Origin of the sequence: Undibacterium paludis, from assembly GCF_022568815.1 — a bacterium.
Taxonomy (GTDB): Bacteria; Pseudomonadota; Gammaproteobacteria; order Burkholderiales; family Burkholderiaceae_D; genus Undibacterium.
The window spans coordinates 269,578-285,432 of sequence record NZ_JAKZHX010000009.1 but is presented as its reverse complement, the minus strand read 5'-3'; the positions used below and the strand labels follow the sequence as shown (position 1 = coordinate 285,432).

The following is a 15,855-nucleotide window of genomic DNA, read 5'->3' as shown; positions in this document are numbered from 1 at the left end:
GATCATTTGACGACCAGATCGGGCGACATGATGGCTTTCAGGTAGGTTTGCACGACAGCATTCTCCCGCTGTTTTTGGGTGATCCACCAGACATTGCCTTTGCGTACGCTGTATTCCTGCAAGGGGTGGCCGAGCAGTTCGGCAGCTACCTGACCCAGATAGGGCTGGTGACCAACGATGAGTACCGGCTCGCGGCTATTCGGCCAGTTTGCCGCTGTCAGCACCTCGGCAACCGTGGCTGCAGGTCCCAGCTCCGGCAGGACTTTGTACTTCCTGCCGCAGGCAATCAGCGCTTCGGCAGTATCTCTGGTACGGATGGTCGGGCTGACTAAAATCCGGCAGGATTCTGGCAAGGTGCTATCGAGCCAGAAGGCGATCTTGCCTGCCTGCTTGATTCCCTTGCCTGTCAGTTTCCTGAATTCATCGGTCAATTCAGCAGTTGCCGGTTCAGCTTCTGCGTGACGCCAGAGGATTAAATCCATGTTTAATTTTCCGTGTCAGATAAAGAACCCAGAGTTTGCATCAAGTGTTGTTGTGCGCAGAAGCGAACCTGTTTTGCCCGCGCTTTCTTGCGCTCATAGCGACCATCAGAATCCAGCGTCCAGGCATTGACATTGTCTTTCAGGTAGGGCTCAAGACCTTCTGATATCACTCTTTTCTTCAGCGACTTTTCCAGTACCGGGAAGGCGACTTCAATGCGGCGGAACAGGTTACGGTTCATCCAGTCTGCGCTGGCAAGATAGACGTCGTGTGCCAGGTCATTGCGGAAGTAATAGATGCGGCTATGCTCAAGGAAACGTCCGATGATGGAGCGCACCTTGATGTTTTCCGACAAGCCGGGCACGCCGGGTCGCAGGGCACAGGCGCCGCGTATGATCAGGTCTATCTTGACGCCATCTGCCGATGCTGCGTACAGGGCACGGATGACCGACTCATCCAGCAGTGCATTCATTTTCGCGATAATGCGGGCAGGTCGGCCTTCGCGGGCAATGCGGGCTTCGTTGCGTATCGCCCTGATGATTTGTGGTTGCAGGGCAAACGGCGCCAGCCACAGATAATCCAGCTTTTTCGGCTTGGTCAGGCCGGTAAGATGGATGAATACTTCATTGACTTCTGCCGCCATTGCCGGATGTGCTGTCAGTAAACCAAAGTCGGTGTAGAAGCGGGTGGTGGACGGGTGATAATTACCTGTACCCAAATGTGCATAGTGACGCAGCGTGCCACCCTCTTCGCGGCGTATAACCAGAGCCAGTTTTGCGTGGGTCTTCAGTCCGACCACACCGTATACTACCTGGGCGCCGGCGCGTTGAAGTTTGTCGGCCCAGTTGATATTTGCCTCTTCGTCAAAGCGCGCCATCAATTCGACGATGACAGTGACTTCCTTGCCCAGTCGGGCTGCTGTAATCAGTGACTCCATCAGGTCAGAATTCATGCCGGTGCGATAAATCGTTTGTTTGATCGCGACGACACTGGGGTCCAGGGATGCAGAGCGGATGAAGTCGATGACTGTCTGGAAGGGTTGGAACGGGTGATGCAACAAAATGTCCTGCTTGCGCAGCAGGGTAAATATATCGGCGTGCGCATATTTGCTGATGACCTTGGCCGAAAATGGTGGAAACCGTAGATTCGGCTGTTTGACATGATCAACCAGTTCGCCAAGCCTTACCATGTTCACCGGACCATCTACGGGATACAGGCGATCGCTGTCGAGGTTGAACTGCTCCAGCAAAAAGAGCGAGAGATTTTCCGGGCAGTTCTTGGCTACTTCCAGGCGTACTGCTGCACCAAACTGGCGGGTTTGCAATTCTCCCTGCAAGGCTTGGCGCAGGTTTTTGACTTCTTCTTCATCGACCCACAAGTCGCTGTCACGTGTGACGCGGAACTGGGAATAGTTCAGTACTTCGCGACCATTGAACAAATCTTCTATATGCGAGTGGATGACTGAGGACAGCAGGCAAAATGCCATGCCATCATTGGATAACTCGTCAGGCAGACGTATGATGCGTGGCAAGACGCGCGGTGCCTTGACGATGGCGATGCCGGTACCGCGTCCGAACGCATCCTTGCCCGCGAGGGAGACGATGAAATTGAGACTCTTGTTAACCACCTGCGGGAAGGGATGGGCAGGGTCCAGGCCTATAGGTGTCAATAAGGGCCTGACTTCACGTTCAAAATAAGCCTTGACCCAGGTGCGTTGCGCTTCATTGCGTTCAGAATGCCTGAGCAAGTGTATGCCCTTTTTGGACAACTGCGGCAGGATTTCCTGGTTCAGTAATTCGTATTGTCTTTGTGCAAGCTGGTGGCACTCATTGCTGATGCGCTTGAGCATTGCCTGAAAAGTCGGATGCTGTACCAGTTCGCCGTCAATGGTATTTTGCGCCAGCAGGCTGGCTACCCTTACTTCGAAAAATTCGTCGAGGTTACTGCCGACTATGCACAAATACTTCAAACGTTCGAGCAAGGGAATGTTGCGATCCTCAGCTTGCGCCAGGACGCGCCAGTTAAAAGCAATCTGTGACATCTCCCGGTCAAGGAAGATGACGGCGCGTGATAGCTCGGTTACATTCTGCTTGACGGTTTTTAATTGTTTTTCTGATAACTCAATTTCTGGGTTGGGCACTTGCTTGGGTTCTTCTGGCACAGTCGTCAAAGAAGGGGCTTCCTGATTTGGCATAGTCTTTCGCATGTCATAAACACCGTCATATATATACGTAAGCTATTCTAGACGGCCTAAATGACAAGTTTATGACAAAAAAATGATAATAAGGTCAATTATTTCAGGTACTTTGTGACACGTCATAATCTTGTCATATTTGGCTTGTACAGTGCGCCTCGTAGTACTGAATACTGTATTTTAACTCTGAGGTGAACATGCAAATCAAACGTGTTGTCAAAACTCTCATCGCTGCAATTGGCGTTGCTGTAACATTTGGTGCAGTCCAGGCTGCCGATATTACAGGCGCTGGCGCGACTTTCCCTTACCCAATTTATGCAAAATGGGCAGAAGCCTATAAAAAAGCCAGCGGCAATGGATTGAACTATCAATCCATCGGCTCCGGCGGCGGTATCAAACAGATCAAGGCAAAAACAGTTGATTTCGGTGCTTCAGACATGCCCCTGAAGCTTGAAGAACTTGAAGCTGATGGCCTGACACAGTTCCCGGCCATCATCGGCGGTGTGGTTCCTGTGGTGAACCTGGACGGCATCGCTCCTGGCAAAATGAAGATGACCGGTGATGTACTGGCAGCCATCTACATGGGCAAAATCACCAAGTGGAATGCACCTGAAATCGCCGCCATCAATGCTGGCCTGAAACTGCCTGCAGAAGACATCACCGTCGTACACCGTTCTGACGGTTCTGGTACCACTTTTTTGTGGACTGATTACCTGAGCAAAGTCAGTGCAGACTTCAAAACGGCTGTTGGTTCTTCCACTGCAGTCAAATGGCCAGTCGGTGTGGGTGGCAAGGGTAATGAAGGTGTTGCTTCCAGCGTCAAGCAAATCAGAAATTCCATCGGCTATGTTGAATATGCTTACGTCAAGAAAAACAAGATGACTTACACCTTGTTGAAGAATGCTGATGGCCAGTTCGCTGAACCAGATGACGAAAACTTCAAGGCGGCTGCAGCGGGTGCGGACTGGAGCAAGGCGCCTGGCATGTACCTGGTACTGACCAACCAGCCTGGCAAATTGACCTGGCCTGTTACTGGTGCATCTTTCATCCTGATGCACAAATCCCAGGCTGATGCAGAAAAAGGCAAAGAAGTGTTGAAATTCTTTGACTGGGCATTCAAAAACGGTGGCGCCATGGCTGCTGAACTGGAATACGTGTCCCTGCCAGCACCAGTAATCAAACTGATCGAAGACAGCTGGAAAGCAAAAGTCAAGGATGGCAGCGGCAAAGCCCTGTGGTAATCGTTGGACCTGAACTGATTCAGACTGTTGAATTAAATTGATATGGGGTGATCCGGTATTGTCCGGGTCACCTCCCGGTCGAAAAGACACCCATGACTACTCAAATGTCCTCCGTCAACATGACTGCACCAACTGCAATTCCATCCAACGCAAATACATCACAGCACCAGGTTGAACAAATCGACCCTGCGGTAATGGCCGCCGTCATGCGCCGCCAGCGTTTGCAAGATTTCATTTTCCATAAACTGACCTTTATATTTGCTGCTCTTGTATTGGTGGCACTGGTCGGTATTATCATTTCCCTGTTCCTGCGCTCCATTCCGGCGATGAAGGAGTTCGGTCTGCCATTTATCTGGACGATAGAATGGGACCCCGTCAATGACAAATTCGGCGGTATGATCGCTATTGTCGGCACATTGGTTACCTCAGTGATTGCTCTGCTGATTGCTTTTCCCGTCAGTTTCGGTATTGCCCTGTTCCTGACGGAAATCTGCCCTAACTGGCTCAAACGTCCTCTGGGTACAGCGATCGAATTGCTGGCAGGTGTGCCCAGCATTATTTATGGCATGTGGGGCCTGTTTGTATTTGCGCCCTTGTTTTCACAATATGTACAGCCGATGCTGGCTGCTACGCTGGGCAAGCTGCCGGTCATCGGTATTCTGTTCTCCGGCCCCATGATAGGCATGGGCATGCTCTCGGCCGGTGTTGTATTGGCAATCATGATTATTCCTTTTATTTCTTCAGTCATGCGCGATGTGTTTGAAGTCGTGCCACCAGTGCTGAAAGAATCCGCTTATGGCCTTGGGTGCACCAAATGGGAAGTAGTGCGCAAGATAGTGCTGCCGTATACCAAGATAGGTGTGGTTGGCGGTGTCATGCTGGGTCTGGGGCGCGCTCTTGGTGAAACCATGGCGATTACCTTCATGATCGGTAACTCACATCACTTGTCCTGGTCATTGTTTGCTGCCGGTAACAGCATCGCCTCGACCCTGGCGAATGAATTTGCAGAGGCAGAAACAGTCTTGCACACATCCTCGTTATTTTTGCTTGGCCTGATTTTGTTTGTCATCACTTTCATTGTATTGTCGGCTGCCAAACTGTTGTTGCTGGGCTTGTCCAGAAAAGAAGGAGCCAAATAATGGAAAACTCAACAATGCAATCTGCCGATAATCCGGTATATCGCCGCCGGTTGCTCATGCACAAACTGGGGATAGGTCTGTCGTCATTTGCTATGGCGCTTGGCATATTTTTCTTGATGTGGATATTGTTTACTCTGATAAAAAACGGACTTAGTGCCGTCAATCTTGCCATGTTCACCGAGTCAACTCCTGCGCCTGGTAGTGATGGTGGTGGTTTGATGAATGCGATTTTTGGCAGCTTCGTCATGGTTGTCAGTGCAACGATCATCTCTACGCCTATCGGTATCCTCGCCGGTATTTACCTGGCGGAATACGGTGATAAAAGCTGGTTTGGTTTTATTACACGTTTTGTTACCGACATCATGTTGTCGGCGCCATCTATCGTGATCGGTTTGTTCGTGTATGCAATCTATGTTGCCAACGTCAAGCACTTCTCTGGTTGGGCTGGCAGTATTGCCATCTCGCTGATTGCTATTCCTGTCGTTGTGCGTACTACGGACAATATGCTGGGTCTGGTTCCTGCCAGTTTGCGCGAGGCTGCATTTGCATTGGGTGCGCCACGCTGGAAAGTCGCGCTGCTGATACGTTTGCGTGCCGTCAAGGCCGGCGTTGTGACGGGTATCTTGCTGGCGGTTGCCCGTATCTCTGGCGAAACAGCGCCTTTGCTGTACACCGCGCTGAGCAATCAGTTCTTTAACGCTGACATGAACAAGCCTATGGCCAATCTGCCTATGGTGATCTATCAGTTTGCCACAAGCCCTTATGACAATTGGCGCGAACTGGCCTGGGGCGGCGCCTTGCTGATTACCTTCAGCGTACTCGGTTTGAATATTTTATCGCGCACTTTGTTTAACCAAAAAACACAGCATTAATACTGGCCTCGATATGACTACTACACAAGACTCTACACAGAAAAAAGCAATCGAAATCGGCGGGCTGAATTTCTTCTACGGCGCGACCCGTAGCCTGCGCGATATTAATCTGAATATATTTGACAAGAAAGTCACTGCCTTTATCGGCCCGTCCGGCTGTGGTAAATCGACGTTGTTGCGTACGCTAAACCGCATGTATGACCTGTATCCTGGTCAGCGCGCAGAGGGCAAGATCATTTACAACGGCAAAAATATCCTTGATAGCGACCAGGATATCAATCTGCTGCGTGCCCGCGTCGGCATGGTGTTCCAAAAACCGACACCTTTCCCCATGTCTGTGTATGACAATATCGCTTTTGGCGTGCGCTTATATGAAAATCTGTCCAAGGGTGAAATGGATGAGCGCGTAGAATGGGCCTTGAAAAAAGCAGCAATCTGGACTGAAGTCAAAGACAAGCTCAACAAGAGTGGCCTGAGTTTGTCCGGTGGTCAGCAACAACGCCTATGCATTGCGCGTGGTGTAGCCGTCAAGCCTGAAGTATTGCTGCTTGATGAGCCGACTTCTGCACTGGACCCTATCTCTACAGTGAAAATTGAAGAGTTGATCAATGAGCTGAAAGAAGAATACACCATTGCCATCGTCACCCATAATATGCAGCAGGCAGCCCGTTGCTCGGACTACACTGCCTATATGTATCTGGGTGAACTGGTGGAATTTGGCGAAACGGATCACATCTTCATGAATCCTGTGAAGAAAGAGACACAAGACTATATTACTGGCCGTTTCGGCTGAAAAACGCCACCCTGCAAATATTGTCTTTGCATGGCAAAGGCAATAATCGGGTATGTCGTTTTAACTTTTGTAATTGCGAATTCAGGAGAAACCTGTGACAGGCGAACATTCTTCAAAACAATATGATATGGATCTGGAGACGATACGCTCCAAGGTCTTGTTGATGGGCGGCTTGGTTGAAAGCCATTTTCACGATGCCATGTCCTGTTTCCGCACGGGTAATGCGGAACAGGCTGAGTCAGTGATACAGTCTGATCTGGAAGTTAATCGTCTGGAAGTGACGCTTGATGACATGTGCAGCCACCTGATCGTCAAACGTCAACCGGCTGCAAATGATTTGCGTACCGTAATGGCAACTGGCAAAGTAATTACCGACCTGGAACGCATCGGTGACGAATCGACCAAGATTGCGCGCATTTCCAAGGAAGCTGCCGCCAATCGCCGCGGTGTGCCGATGTTCAGCGGCTATGAAACAGTGCGTGTACTGGCCAGTAGCGTGGCCGACATGCTGCATCAGTCACTTGATGCCTTTGCCCGTCTTGATGAGAGCAAGGCCGTGCAATTGATTGCCCAGGATGCGATTATCGATAATGATTTTCGCTCCATCATGCGCAACCTGATCACCTTCATGATGGAAGACCCCAGCACAATTTCGTCTTCTTTGAATGCCTTGTGGGTGGCAAAAGCGATAGAGCGTATTGGCGATCACGCAAAAAATATCGCCGAGCATACGATTTATATCGTTGAAGGCAAGGACATCCGCCACTCTGACTACGTGGCAAGCAAGCAGGAACAACAAAATTAATTATTGACGATGGCTACAGATACAACAATACTGATCGTGGAAGACGAGCCGGCAATCGTGGAGCTGGTGAGTTTTTCGCTGCGCGCCGCAGGCTGGAATACTTTTGCGGTCAATTCTACGGCCGAGGCCTGGGATTACCTGCAGCGCCGTACACCACAACTGATTTTGCTGGACTGGATGTTGCCTGACCAGAGTGGTCTGCGTCTCTTGTCGAAGATACGTTCTGATCGCCAGTTCAATGAAATTCCTGTCATCATGCTGACTGCCAAGAGCATGGAAGAGGACAAGATTGCCGGTCTTGATCATGGTGCTGATGACTATGTCACCAAGCCGTTTTCACCACGCGAACTGACAGCCAGGATCAAGGCGCTACTGCGTCGCAAGAGCCCTGAACATGCACAGACAGCGTTGACGGCTGGGCCGGTAGTGCTGGACCCGGTCAGTTGTACCGTGAAGATTGAGGATAGCAAAGTTGATATCGGCCACGCTGAATACAAGTTGCTGAAATTTTTCATGGCCCACCCGGAAAGAGTATTTTCGCGCAGTCAGTTGCTCGATAAGGTCTGGGGCGACCATGTCGTCATCGAAGAACGTACGGTTGACGTTCATGTCCTTCGTTTGCGCAAAGTGCTTAAAAATGCCGAATCCCTGATCAAGACGGTGCGCAGCGTAGGCTACATGCTTTCTGAAAAATAAACCTGTTCATGCCTGATGTTGTATCTGTAATTTGGCCAGACGGCATCAGGTAGGTCTTTTCATCGGTAATTCAGGGCGTTACGCTTTATATTTTTACCTCAATGGAATGTTGATAAGCTGCCTGTTTTTGTAGTCGAAATGTGATGCTCTTTGGAGTAAACTGGACGATACATTGATGTTGGCAAGCTATCGGCGTAACCTGCCTATACCAAATAAGTCATCATAAAATCCTCGCAATTTTCAGGACCATTCATGTCGCCTCGCCTTATTTTCTGGATTTCTGCCGTGGTACGCATCGCACTCGTGCTGCTGGGTACGGCCAGCGCCATCTATCTTTGGGGCGCAACTGCGGGCCTGGTCATCGGCATGTCTGGCATGATCGCTTTATTTTGCGTGCAGCTTTTTTACCTGCAACGTCTTGCTGACTGGCTGGATCATCCCAGCAGTTCGCGCCTGCCCGATGGCTGGGGAGCGTGGACGGATATTTTCTCACGCCTTTACAAGTTGCGCCGTGGTGATGAAAAAAACCAGGCTGAGCTGGCAGAATGGCTGGCGCGCTTTCGCCAGGCCATGACACTGTTGCCTGATGGCGTGGTGATCATGGACGATGTTTTGTTCCTGGAGTGGTGCAATCCTGCTGCGGAAAGTCACCTCGGGCTCAGCCATGCGCAGGACAAGGGCATGCGTGTGACCAACCTGGTCCGTAGCCCGGAGTTCATGGATTACATCATCCTGGGGCGTTATGACACGCCGCTGACCCTGTCATTTCGCGATCGCAAGTTGATTGCCCATATCATTCCCTTTGAGAACCGTCGTCAGATCCTGGTCACGCATGATGTTACCGAGTCAGAGCGCATAGACATGATGCGCAGGGATTTTATTGCGAATGCCTCCCATGAGTTGCGTACTCCGCTGACTGTCATCAATGGATTTTTGGAAATCGCCTCCATGCAGAGTGATCTTGATAACCAGACGCGCAATATGCACCTGAAATTGATGACAGAGCAGGGCGAGCGCATGCAGCGCCTGGTAGAGGACATGCTGACCCTGACCAGGCTGGAATCAGTTGATCATCCGCCACGTCCTGAACGCATCAATATGCTGGGTATGCTGGAGCAGATTTTGCAGGAGGCGCATGCCCTGTCTGCCGGCAGGCACCAGATTACCCTGGAGTGCAGCGGGCCGGATATCAAGGGTAGCAATGATGAAATACGTAGTGCACTGACCAATCTGGTGACCAATGCCATTCGTTATACGCCAGAGAACGGGAATATCCGGATTACCTGGATAGATACAGAGCAGGGGCCCAAGTTTGCTGTGCAAGATGATGGCATAGGCATCAGTCCCGAGCATATTTCGCGTTTGACTGAACGTTTTTACCGGGTAGACAAAAGCCGTTCGCGTGAGACCCAGGGGACGGGACTGGGTTTGGCTATCGTCAAGCATGTGCTGTTGCGGCACAAGGCTAATCTCTTGATAGAGTCAACACCGGATGTTGGCAGCAAGTTTTGTGTACAGTTTCCAGTTGCTGCAGTCAGTGTCTGAAAACTTGGATGTATCGAACTAACACATAAGTCAGCAAAAACAAAAAAACCGCAAGTTATTGCGGTTTTTTTGTTTCGGATACTCTGTTTGACTAGCGGACAATCGCTTGGGTTCTTTCTTTCAGCCACTCCAGCGCCGAACCTGATACGCGGCCGGACAGACGTTGCAAGACCGTTGCATGGTAGTCATTGAGCCATTTGACTTCATCTTCGCGCAACAGGCTGGTGATGATGCAGCGTGTGTCTATGGGGCACAGTGTCAGTGTTTCAAACGCCAGGTATTCGCCAAATTCGGTTTGCATGGCTGCTACATTAAGCAACAGGTTTTCTATCCTGACACCCCATTTTCCCGGGCGATAAATACCAGGTTCATTGGATGTGATCATGCCGACTTCCATTGCCATATGCGCTTCAGCGATTGCACCGGAAATGTTTTGCGGGCCTTCATGTACATTCAGGAAGTAACCTACACCGTGGCCGGTGCCATGTCCAAAGTTGATGCCCTCCGCCCAGATAGGTGCACGTGCTACGGTATCGAGCATGGGTGACAATGTGCCGCGCGGGAAGCGCATTTGCGACAGATTGATGACGCCTTTCAGGACCAGAGTAAAGTCCCGTTTTTGCGCTTCTGACACCTGGCCTACCGGCACTACGCGCGTGATGTCGGTGGTGCCGTTCAGGTACTGGCCGCCAGAATCGATCAGTAACAGGCCATCACCGGCTATCGTCGCATGGGATTCTTTGGTGGCGCGGTAATGTGGCATGGCGCCGTTTGCATTGAAGCCGGCAATGGTATTAAAGCTGGGTGACACAAAATGTGGCTGGCGGGCGCGGGCTGCACAGATTTTTTCATCAATGGTGAGCTCAGTGATTTCTTCTTTGCCTAGTGCTGATTCAAGCCAGCTGAAGAATTCACACAGTGCTGCGCCATCTTGTTCCATGGCTTCGCGAACGAATTGTGCTTCTTCTGGGGTCTTGCGTGATTTGGCAAAAACAGAAGGATTGATAGCTTCAACGACACGTACCGACGCCGGGATGGCTTGCCTGAAGCCATAGGTGATTCTGCGCGGGTCTACCAATATCGCGCTGTTTGCAGGTAGCGCTGCCAGGGCGGTGGTGGCTTCGGTATAGTCGCCCAGTTTGATGCCGTCAGCAGCCAGTGTGGCGGCGAGTTCTGCCGTTACCTTGCTTTTTGACACATATAAGGTTGCACTGTGCTGGCTGATCAGGGCGTGGCCGACAAATACCGGGTTATAGCTGACGTCTGAACCGCGCAGATTGAAAATCCATGCCAGGTCATCCACCGTCGATACAAAGTGCCAGTCGGCATTTTTGCTACGCATTTCTTCCCTGATCATGGCCAGTTTGTCTTTGCGGGCAACGGTGGCGAAGGGCGGCAGATGTTCATATATAGGTGATAGCGGCAGGGTTGGGCGACCATCCCAGACTTCCTGTAGCAGGTCATGCGATGTATTAAGACTGATCTGTTTACTGCTCAAGGCTTGCTCCAATGCCCTGGCTGTTGCCAGGCCCAGCACCATGCCGTCTACACCCACAATCTGGCCCGCGGCCAGGTTGTTTGCCAGCCAGTCTATATGCAGGGTGGCTGCCGCCGAGGCGATTTTCATCATCTGTATGCCGGTTGGCGCCAATTCTGCTTCGGCAGAACTCCAGTAACGGCTATCCACCCACAAACCGGCAAAATCTGCCGTCACGACCAGCGTGCCAACAGAACCCGTAAAACCGGAGAAATAGCTGCGCCCCTGCCAGCGTTCAGGCAGGTATTCTGACAAATGCGGATCGGCGGAAGGGATGATGTAGGCATCCAGACCCTGGGCTCGCATGGCGGTACGCAATTGCACCAGGCGTGCAGGTATAGGGGAAGTGACGGCAGACGGGCTTATTGGGCTGTTCATGGATATATGTCCAAATCAGTGCTGAGAAGAGCGGTGTTTTTTTGAATAGGATGGATTCAGGATGCGTCATTACTAGTGGACTGTAACAGTGAAAAGCGAAGTGCCTGCCATGTGCGCGGCGACCAGGGCGGCGTTGCAAATACGCGCGATAGCCCCGCTATCGCTGTGCTTATTTGTCAACACCTTGCCTTGTCCTGATTCGCCGGGCACATGTCTTTCACTTCCGCTTTTACTGTTACAGTCCACTAACCATAAATAGAATGGCAAGTTATGCAGGCATCCCTGTCCGGATATAGAGGAGTATACCTAAAATATATCTGACAGGCACAATTATGCCGATTTCTCTAGTTTTTGAGAAAGCGCCGCATAACATGGGGTGCGGGTTCGTCTGGATTGGCTTGAGAGTATTCCAGTTCAGGCGCCAGTGCAAACTCAAAGGCGGCATACAAGTCCAGCAAGCGTGGTTGATCGCTACGCACCCCGAGCCGCAGTTCTTCTATGCCTGCTGTCTGGGCTGCATGGATGACAGCTTCCAGCAAATGCTGGGACAGAGCCGTACCGCGAAAGGCGGGCAATACGCCCATGCGCAGCATTTCCCAGCAATTGCCGGCCGCTTCAAGCGGCAGCCAGCGTACTGAACCTACGGGTTCATCGTCGAGTAACAAGACGAAACCTCCGCCCAGCATGAGATCATTGCAGACACGCTCACTGCTTTCTACATGACCGCTGGAGGTGGATGCGACTTTATTGGCCCAGCAACTACGCGTAAGATGCGCAATCAATTGCGCATCTTCAATCCTTGCTTCGCGAACGACAATATTCATATTGCTGCCGCAATTGCCATGTCAGCGAACGCGCATGCCCGGCTGCGCGCCTGGCCAGGCTTCCAGTATGTACAGGCCTGGATTGGCTTTCTCATCAGCAGCAGATGCCGCCAGTACCATGCCTTCCGACATGCCAAACTTCATCTTGCGCGGCGCCAGGTTAGCCACCATGACAGTGAACTTGCCTATCAGTTGTTCTGGCTGGTACGCTGATTTGATACCTGAGAACACATTGCGGGTGCTGCCTTCGCCGACATCCAGCGTCAGGCGCAGGAGCTTGTCCGAGCCTTCCACGTGCTCGCAATTGACGATCTTGGCGATGCGCAGGTCGACCTTGGCAAAATCATCAATCTTGATTTCTTCGGCCAGGGCTTCAATGTCATTTGCTGCTTCGGTCGCAGCCGCAGTAGTGGTCGTTGGTGCCGGTGCATCAAACAAGTCATCAAATATCTTCAGGTCCACCCTTTGCATGAGGTGGGTGTAAGGATTGATCTTGTGCTGATGTGGCAAAGGTGTGGCCACATCTGCCCATTGCAGCGGGGCGATGTTCAATTGTGCTTCTACCTGTGTTGCCAGTTGTGGCAAGACCGGTTTCAGGAAGATGGTCAGGATGCGGAAGGCTTCAAGCAAGCGGCTGCATACTTCCTGCAGTCTGGCGTCGTTCTCAGGCTTCTTCGCCAGTTCCCAGGGTTTGTTGGCATCGACGTAGGCATTGACCAGGTCAGCCTGTTCCATGGCCAGGCGCAGGGCTTTGCCGTATTCACGTGCTTCAAACAGGGACTGGATTTCTGGCGCAACATTGCGCAGGTTATTGAGGTAGGCATCATCTGCCGTTGCCCAGTCAGTTGCCACGATGCCATCGAAGCGCTTGGCGATAAAGCCTGCTGCACGGCTGGCAATGTTGATGTATTTGCCGATCAGGTCTGCATTGACGCGGGCGACAAAATCTTCGGGATTCATGTCCAGGTCTTCCACCTTGGCATTGAGCTTGGCGGCGAAGTAATAGCGCAGCCATTCAGGATTCATGCCGATTTCCAGGTAGCGCAAGGGAGAAATGCCGGTACCGCGTGACTTCGACATTTTTTCGCCCGATACCGTCACAAAGCCGTGGGCATATACATTGTCCGGTGTCTTGTAACCGGAGAACTTCAGCATCGCAGGCCAGAACAGGGTGTGGAAATAGGTGATGTCCTTGCCGATGAAATGGATTTGCTCGGTCGTCGGGTCTGCCATGAAGGCGTCAAAATCGCGGCCAGTCTTGCCAAAGTAGTTTTTCAGCGAAGCCAGGTAACCAACAGGTGCATCCAGCCAGACATAGAAGTATTTGCCCGGCTGATCCGGGATTTCTATACCGAAGTACGGCGCATCACGACTGATGTCCCAATCGCCAAGGCCGCCTTCACCTTCCAGCCATTCCTTGCATTTGTTGGCCACTTCAGATTGCAGGCGGTTATCTTGCAGGGCCCAGCCGCGCAGGAATTCCACACATTTTTCATCGGACAGCTTGAAAAAGAAATGCTCGGACGATTTCATGACAGGTGTCGCACCGGTCAGAACGGAGTATGGGTTTTTCAGGTCAGTCGGCGCATAGACAGCGCTGCAGACTTCGCAGGAATCGCCATATTGGTCCTTGGCGCCGCATTTCGGACATTCGCCCTTGATGTAACGATCAGGCAGGAACATGTTTTTGACCGGGTCAAAGAACTGTTCTATGGTTTTGCTGGTGATGAAGCCGGCAGATTTCAGTTTGCGATAGATGTCTTGTGATAGCTGGTGATTTTCTTCACCATCGGTGGAGTGCCAGTTATCAAACTGAATATGAAAGCCGTCAAGGTACTGCTTGCGGCCGGCAGCGATCTGCGCGACAAATTCCTGTGGTGTGATACCGGCTTTTTCAGCCGCAATCATGATAGGCGCACCGTGTGCGTCATCTGCCCCGACGAAATGTACCTCATTGCCAGACATTCGCTGATGCCTTACCCAGATGTCAGCCTGGATATATTCCATGATGTGACCAAGGTGGAAGGGCGCATTAGCGTACGGCAGGGCAGTGGTAACGAACAGCTTACGGGTCATGGTTGATGCACTTTTCAAGAACGGACAAGGGTAATATTCTAACAGCGAACGGGCAAATTGAAGCCGCTTTGCCCCGTGTTTGGCTGGAAGCAAGAAATTTTATGCTTTATTGATAACATCTAGACTGATTGTATCGGCTTTTGGCAATTGCTGCCTGCCGCCAGGGAGGTCAGACTACCCAGGCGCCATCTTTATAGACGACTTCATTGTCCAGTCTTACTGCTTCGGTAACAGCAAATACATCGACGTGGTGCCTGCCTTCACCACGTTTGATATGGGGTTTGGCGTAACTGCCATGCTTGGCGCCAAGTGACAGGTGTACGCCACACATACGTTCGTAAGTACCGATGTCGCGGACGGTCCTGTCTTTGGAAAACGCACGATTCATACCAAAACCCAGTTCGCGTACCCAGACCACCCTGTCGTCAGCGCGGATATTTGCCAGGACCTGCTCAAACTCAGGGGTGGTATTGATGGTGTCCACGACCTGGCCTTTTTCCACCACCAGGGTGATAGGTGAAGCAGGCTGGTTGACCTTGAAGCTGGTATCGCCAAAGGCAAAGATGCGCACCTGACCGTTGACGTCTTCCAGGTCTACAGACTCTGTAAATACTTCGCCAATAGGGAATTGACCGCCGACATTGTTCATTTCGCGATAGTCGCCCACATTGAGCTTGGCCGGTTCAAAACGGCCGCCGAACACCAGTTTTGCACCGCCGCTATCAATGACACCGCTGCTGGCAGCATCGATTTTTTGTTTGAGTGCGTTGCCGGTGCCGCGATAATAATCTGCATCATAGGCCAATGATTCTATGTAGTGCAGGGCTTCTTGCCCGGACATGCGAGCCAGGTGCGGATGTTCTATGACTTTCAGGCCGCGCTTGAACAACTCCACCCGCAGACGATAGGCTTCCAGCCTGAAATTTGTCGATTGCACCAGGATAACCAGGTCGGATGCTGACAGCGCATTGAGTGCGCTCAGGATGAATTCTGGTGTCTCTGCATCAAAGTCAATCTTCTGTGCTTGTGGCAGACAGGCGCTATAGGCCAGCATCAGCGCCTCGGCCAGCTCACTGCGTTTGTCATAGACCAGTACTGCTGCCTGCTGTGCAGTATGCTCAAAGGCCAGTTTCAGTATGTCCTGCACATGCTGCTGCGCCAGGCTGACGGCGCTGGCTGACAAACTGGTAAAGCCTGGATTGTTGCTATCGGCTGAGATGTTGTTATTGCTGTCTGGTCTGGTCATGGTTTTGCATTCTGCAAGGCTGAGGTGCC

13 protein-coding genes are annotated in these 15,855 nt (G+C 51.5%); 7 read left to right on the top strand and 6 right to left on the bottom strand.

Features of this window, described 5'->3' with window-relative positions; genetic code table 11:
- Positions 1–2: 2 nt before the first annotated feature.
- A complete protein-coding gene (gene sixA / locus LZ463_RS17180; RefSeq protein ID WP_241457025.1) occupies positions 3–482 on the bottom strand; it encodes a phosphohistidine phosphatase SixA in 480 nt (159 codons plus the stop codon).
- Positions 483–484: 2 nt separating this feature from the next.
- On the bottom strand, positions 485–2,674 hold the full coding sequence (gene ppk1, locus LZ463_RS17175) for a polyphosphate kinase 1 (protein WP_241457024.1): 2,190 nt from the start codon (positions 2,672–2,674) through the stop codon (positions 485–487).
- 197 nt (positions 2,675–2,871) lie between these two features.
- Between ppk1 and pstS the strand changes: the two genes are divergently transcribed.
- The 7 genes from pstS (at position 2,872) to phoR (ending at position 9,765) form a co-directional block, all read left to right on the top strand.
- Positions 2,872–3,915, top strand: a complete 1,044-nt coding sequence (pstS, locus tag LZ463_RS17170; protein ID WP_241457023.1) for a phosphate ABC transporter substrate-binding protein PstS — start codon at positions 2,872–2,874, stop codon at positions 3,913–3,915.
- A 194-nt stretch (positions 3,916–4,109) separates the two neighbouring features.
- On the top strand, positions 4,110–5,054 hold the full coding sequence (gene pstC / locus LZ463_RS17165; RefSeq protein WP_241457066.1) for a phosphate ABC transporter permease subunit PstC: 945 nt from the start codon (positions 4,110–4,112) through the stop codon (positions 5,052–5,054).
- Positions 5,054–5,926 (top strand): phosphate ABC transporter permease PstA, encoded by an 873-nt coding sequence (pstA, locus tag LZ463_RS17160; RefSeq protein WP_241457022.1) that lies wholly within the window; start codon positions 5,054–5,056, stop codon positions 5,924–5,926. The genes pstC and pstA overlap by 1 nt, the downstream gene beginning before the upstream one ends.
- Positions 5,927–5,939: 13 nt before the next feature.
- Positions 5,940–6,719: a phosphate ABC transporter ATP-binding protein PstB gene (gene pstB, locus LZ463_RS17155; protein WP_241457021.1), complete on the top strand. Its 780-nt coding sequence runs from the start codon at positions 5,940–5,942 to the stop codon at positions 6,717–6,719.
- Between the two features lie 94 nt (positions 6,720–6,813).
- Positions 6,814–7,524, top strand: coding sequence for a phosphate signaling complex protein PhoU (gene phoU / locus LZ463_RS17150; RefSeq protein WP_241457020.1), 711 nt, complete (start codon positions 6,814–6,816; stop codon positions 7,522–7,524).
- A gap of 9 nt (positions 7,525–7,533) precedes the next feature.
- On the top strand, positions 7,534–8,220 hold the full coding sequence (gene phoB, locus LZ463_RS17145; protein WP_241457019.1) for a phosphate regulon transcriptional regulator PhoB: 687 nt from the start codon (positions 7,534–7,536) through the stop codon (positions 8,218–8,220).
- Positions 8,221–8,472: 252 nt separating this feature from the next.
- Positions 8,473–9,765 carry a phosphate regulon sensor histidine kinase PhoR gene (gene phoR, locus LZ463_RS17140; protein ID WP_241457018.1) on the top strand — a complete coding sequence of 431 codons (1,293 nt, stop codon included), beginning with the start codon at positions 8,473–8,475 and terminating at the stop codon, positions 9,763–9,765.
- A gap of 91 nt (positions 9,766–9,856) precedes the next feature.
- Here phoR and LZ463_RS17135 read toward each other — a convergent pair whose 3' ends face one another.
- The 4 genes from LZ463_RS17135 to LZ463_RS17120 all read right to left on the bottom strand — a co-directional run bounded on the left by LZ463_RS17135 (position 9,857) and on the right by LZ463_RS17120 (position 15,826).
- On the bottom strand, positions 9,857–11,680 hold the full coding sequence (locus LZ463_RS17135; protein WP_241457017.1) for an aminopeptidase P family protein: 1,824 nt from the start codon (positions 11,678–11,680) through the stop codon (positions 9,857–9,859).
- Between the two features lie 344 nt (positions 11,681–12,024).
- On the bottom strand, positions 12,025–12,504 hold the full coding sequence (locus LZ463_RS17130) for a GNAT family N-acetyltransferase (RefSeq protein WP_241457016.1): 480 nt from the start codon (positions 12,502–12,504) through the stop codon (positions 12,025–12,027).
- Between the two features lie 21 nt (positions 12,505–12,525).
- Positions 12,526–14,580 (bottom strand): methionine--tRNA ligase, encoded by a 2,055-nt coding sequence (gene metG, locus LZ463_RS17125; RefSeq protein WP_241457015.1) that lies wholly within the window; start codon positions 14,578–14,580, stop codon positions 12,526–12,528.
- Between the two features lie 169 nt (positions 14,581–14,749).
- On the bottom strand, positions 14,750–15,826 hold the full coding sequence (locus tag LZ463_RS17120) for a M29 family metallopeptidase (protein WP_241457014.1): 1,077 nt from the start codon (positions 15,824–15,826) through the stop codon (positions 14,750–14,752).
- Between the last annotated feature and the right edge of the window lie 29 nt (positions 15,827–15,855).

Bases quoted from the DNA above. Each gene is read 5' to 3' on its own strand.
- pstS (WP_241457023.1), top strand. From the start codon at position 2,872: ATGCAAATCAAACGTGTTGTCAAAACTCTCATCGCTGCAATTGGCGTT.
- sixA (WP_241457025.1), bottom strand. From the start codon at position 482: ATGGATTTAATCCTCTGGCGTCACGCAGAAGCTGAACCGGCAACTGCT.
- pstA (WP_241457022.1), top strand. From the start codon at position 5,054: ATGGAAAACTCAACAATGCAATCTGCCGATAATCCGGTATATCGCCGC.
- LZ463_RS17135 (WP_241457017.1), bottom strand. From the start codon at position 11,680: ATGAACAGCCCAATAAGCCCGTCTGCCGTCACTTCCCCTATACCTGCA.
- pstC (WP_241457066.1), top strand. From the start codon at position 4,110: ATGGCCGCCGTCATGCGCCGCCAGCGTTTGCAAGATTTCATTTTCCAT.
- phoB (WP_241457019.1), top strand. From the start codon at position 7,534: ATGGCTACAGATACAACAATACTGATCGTGGAAGACGAGCCGGCAATC.
- phoR (WP_241457018.1), top strand. From the start codon at position 8,473: ATGTCGCCTCGCCTTATTTTCTGGATTTCTGCCGTGGTACGCATCGCA.
- LZ463_RS17130 (WP_241457016.1), bottom strand. From the start codon at position 12,504: ATGAATATTGTCGTTCGCGAAGCAAGGATTGAAGATGCGCAATTGATT.
- ppk1 (WP_241457024.1), bottom strand. From the start codon at position 2,674: ATGCCAAATCAGGAAGCCCCTTCTTTGACGACTGTGCCAGAAGAACCC.
- pstB (WP_241457021.1), top strand. From the start codon at position 5,940: ATGACTACTACACAAGACTCTACACAGAAAAAAGCAATCGAAATCGGC.
- LZ463_RS17120 (WP_241457014.1), bottom strand. From the start codon at position 15,826: ATGACCAGACCAGACAGCAATAACAACATCTCAGCCGATAGCAACAAT.
- metG (WP_241457015.1), bottom strand. From the start codon at position 14,580: ATGACCCGTAAGCTGTTCGTTACCACTGCCCTGCCGTACGCTAATGCG.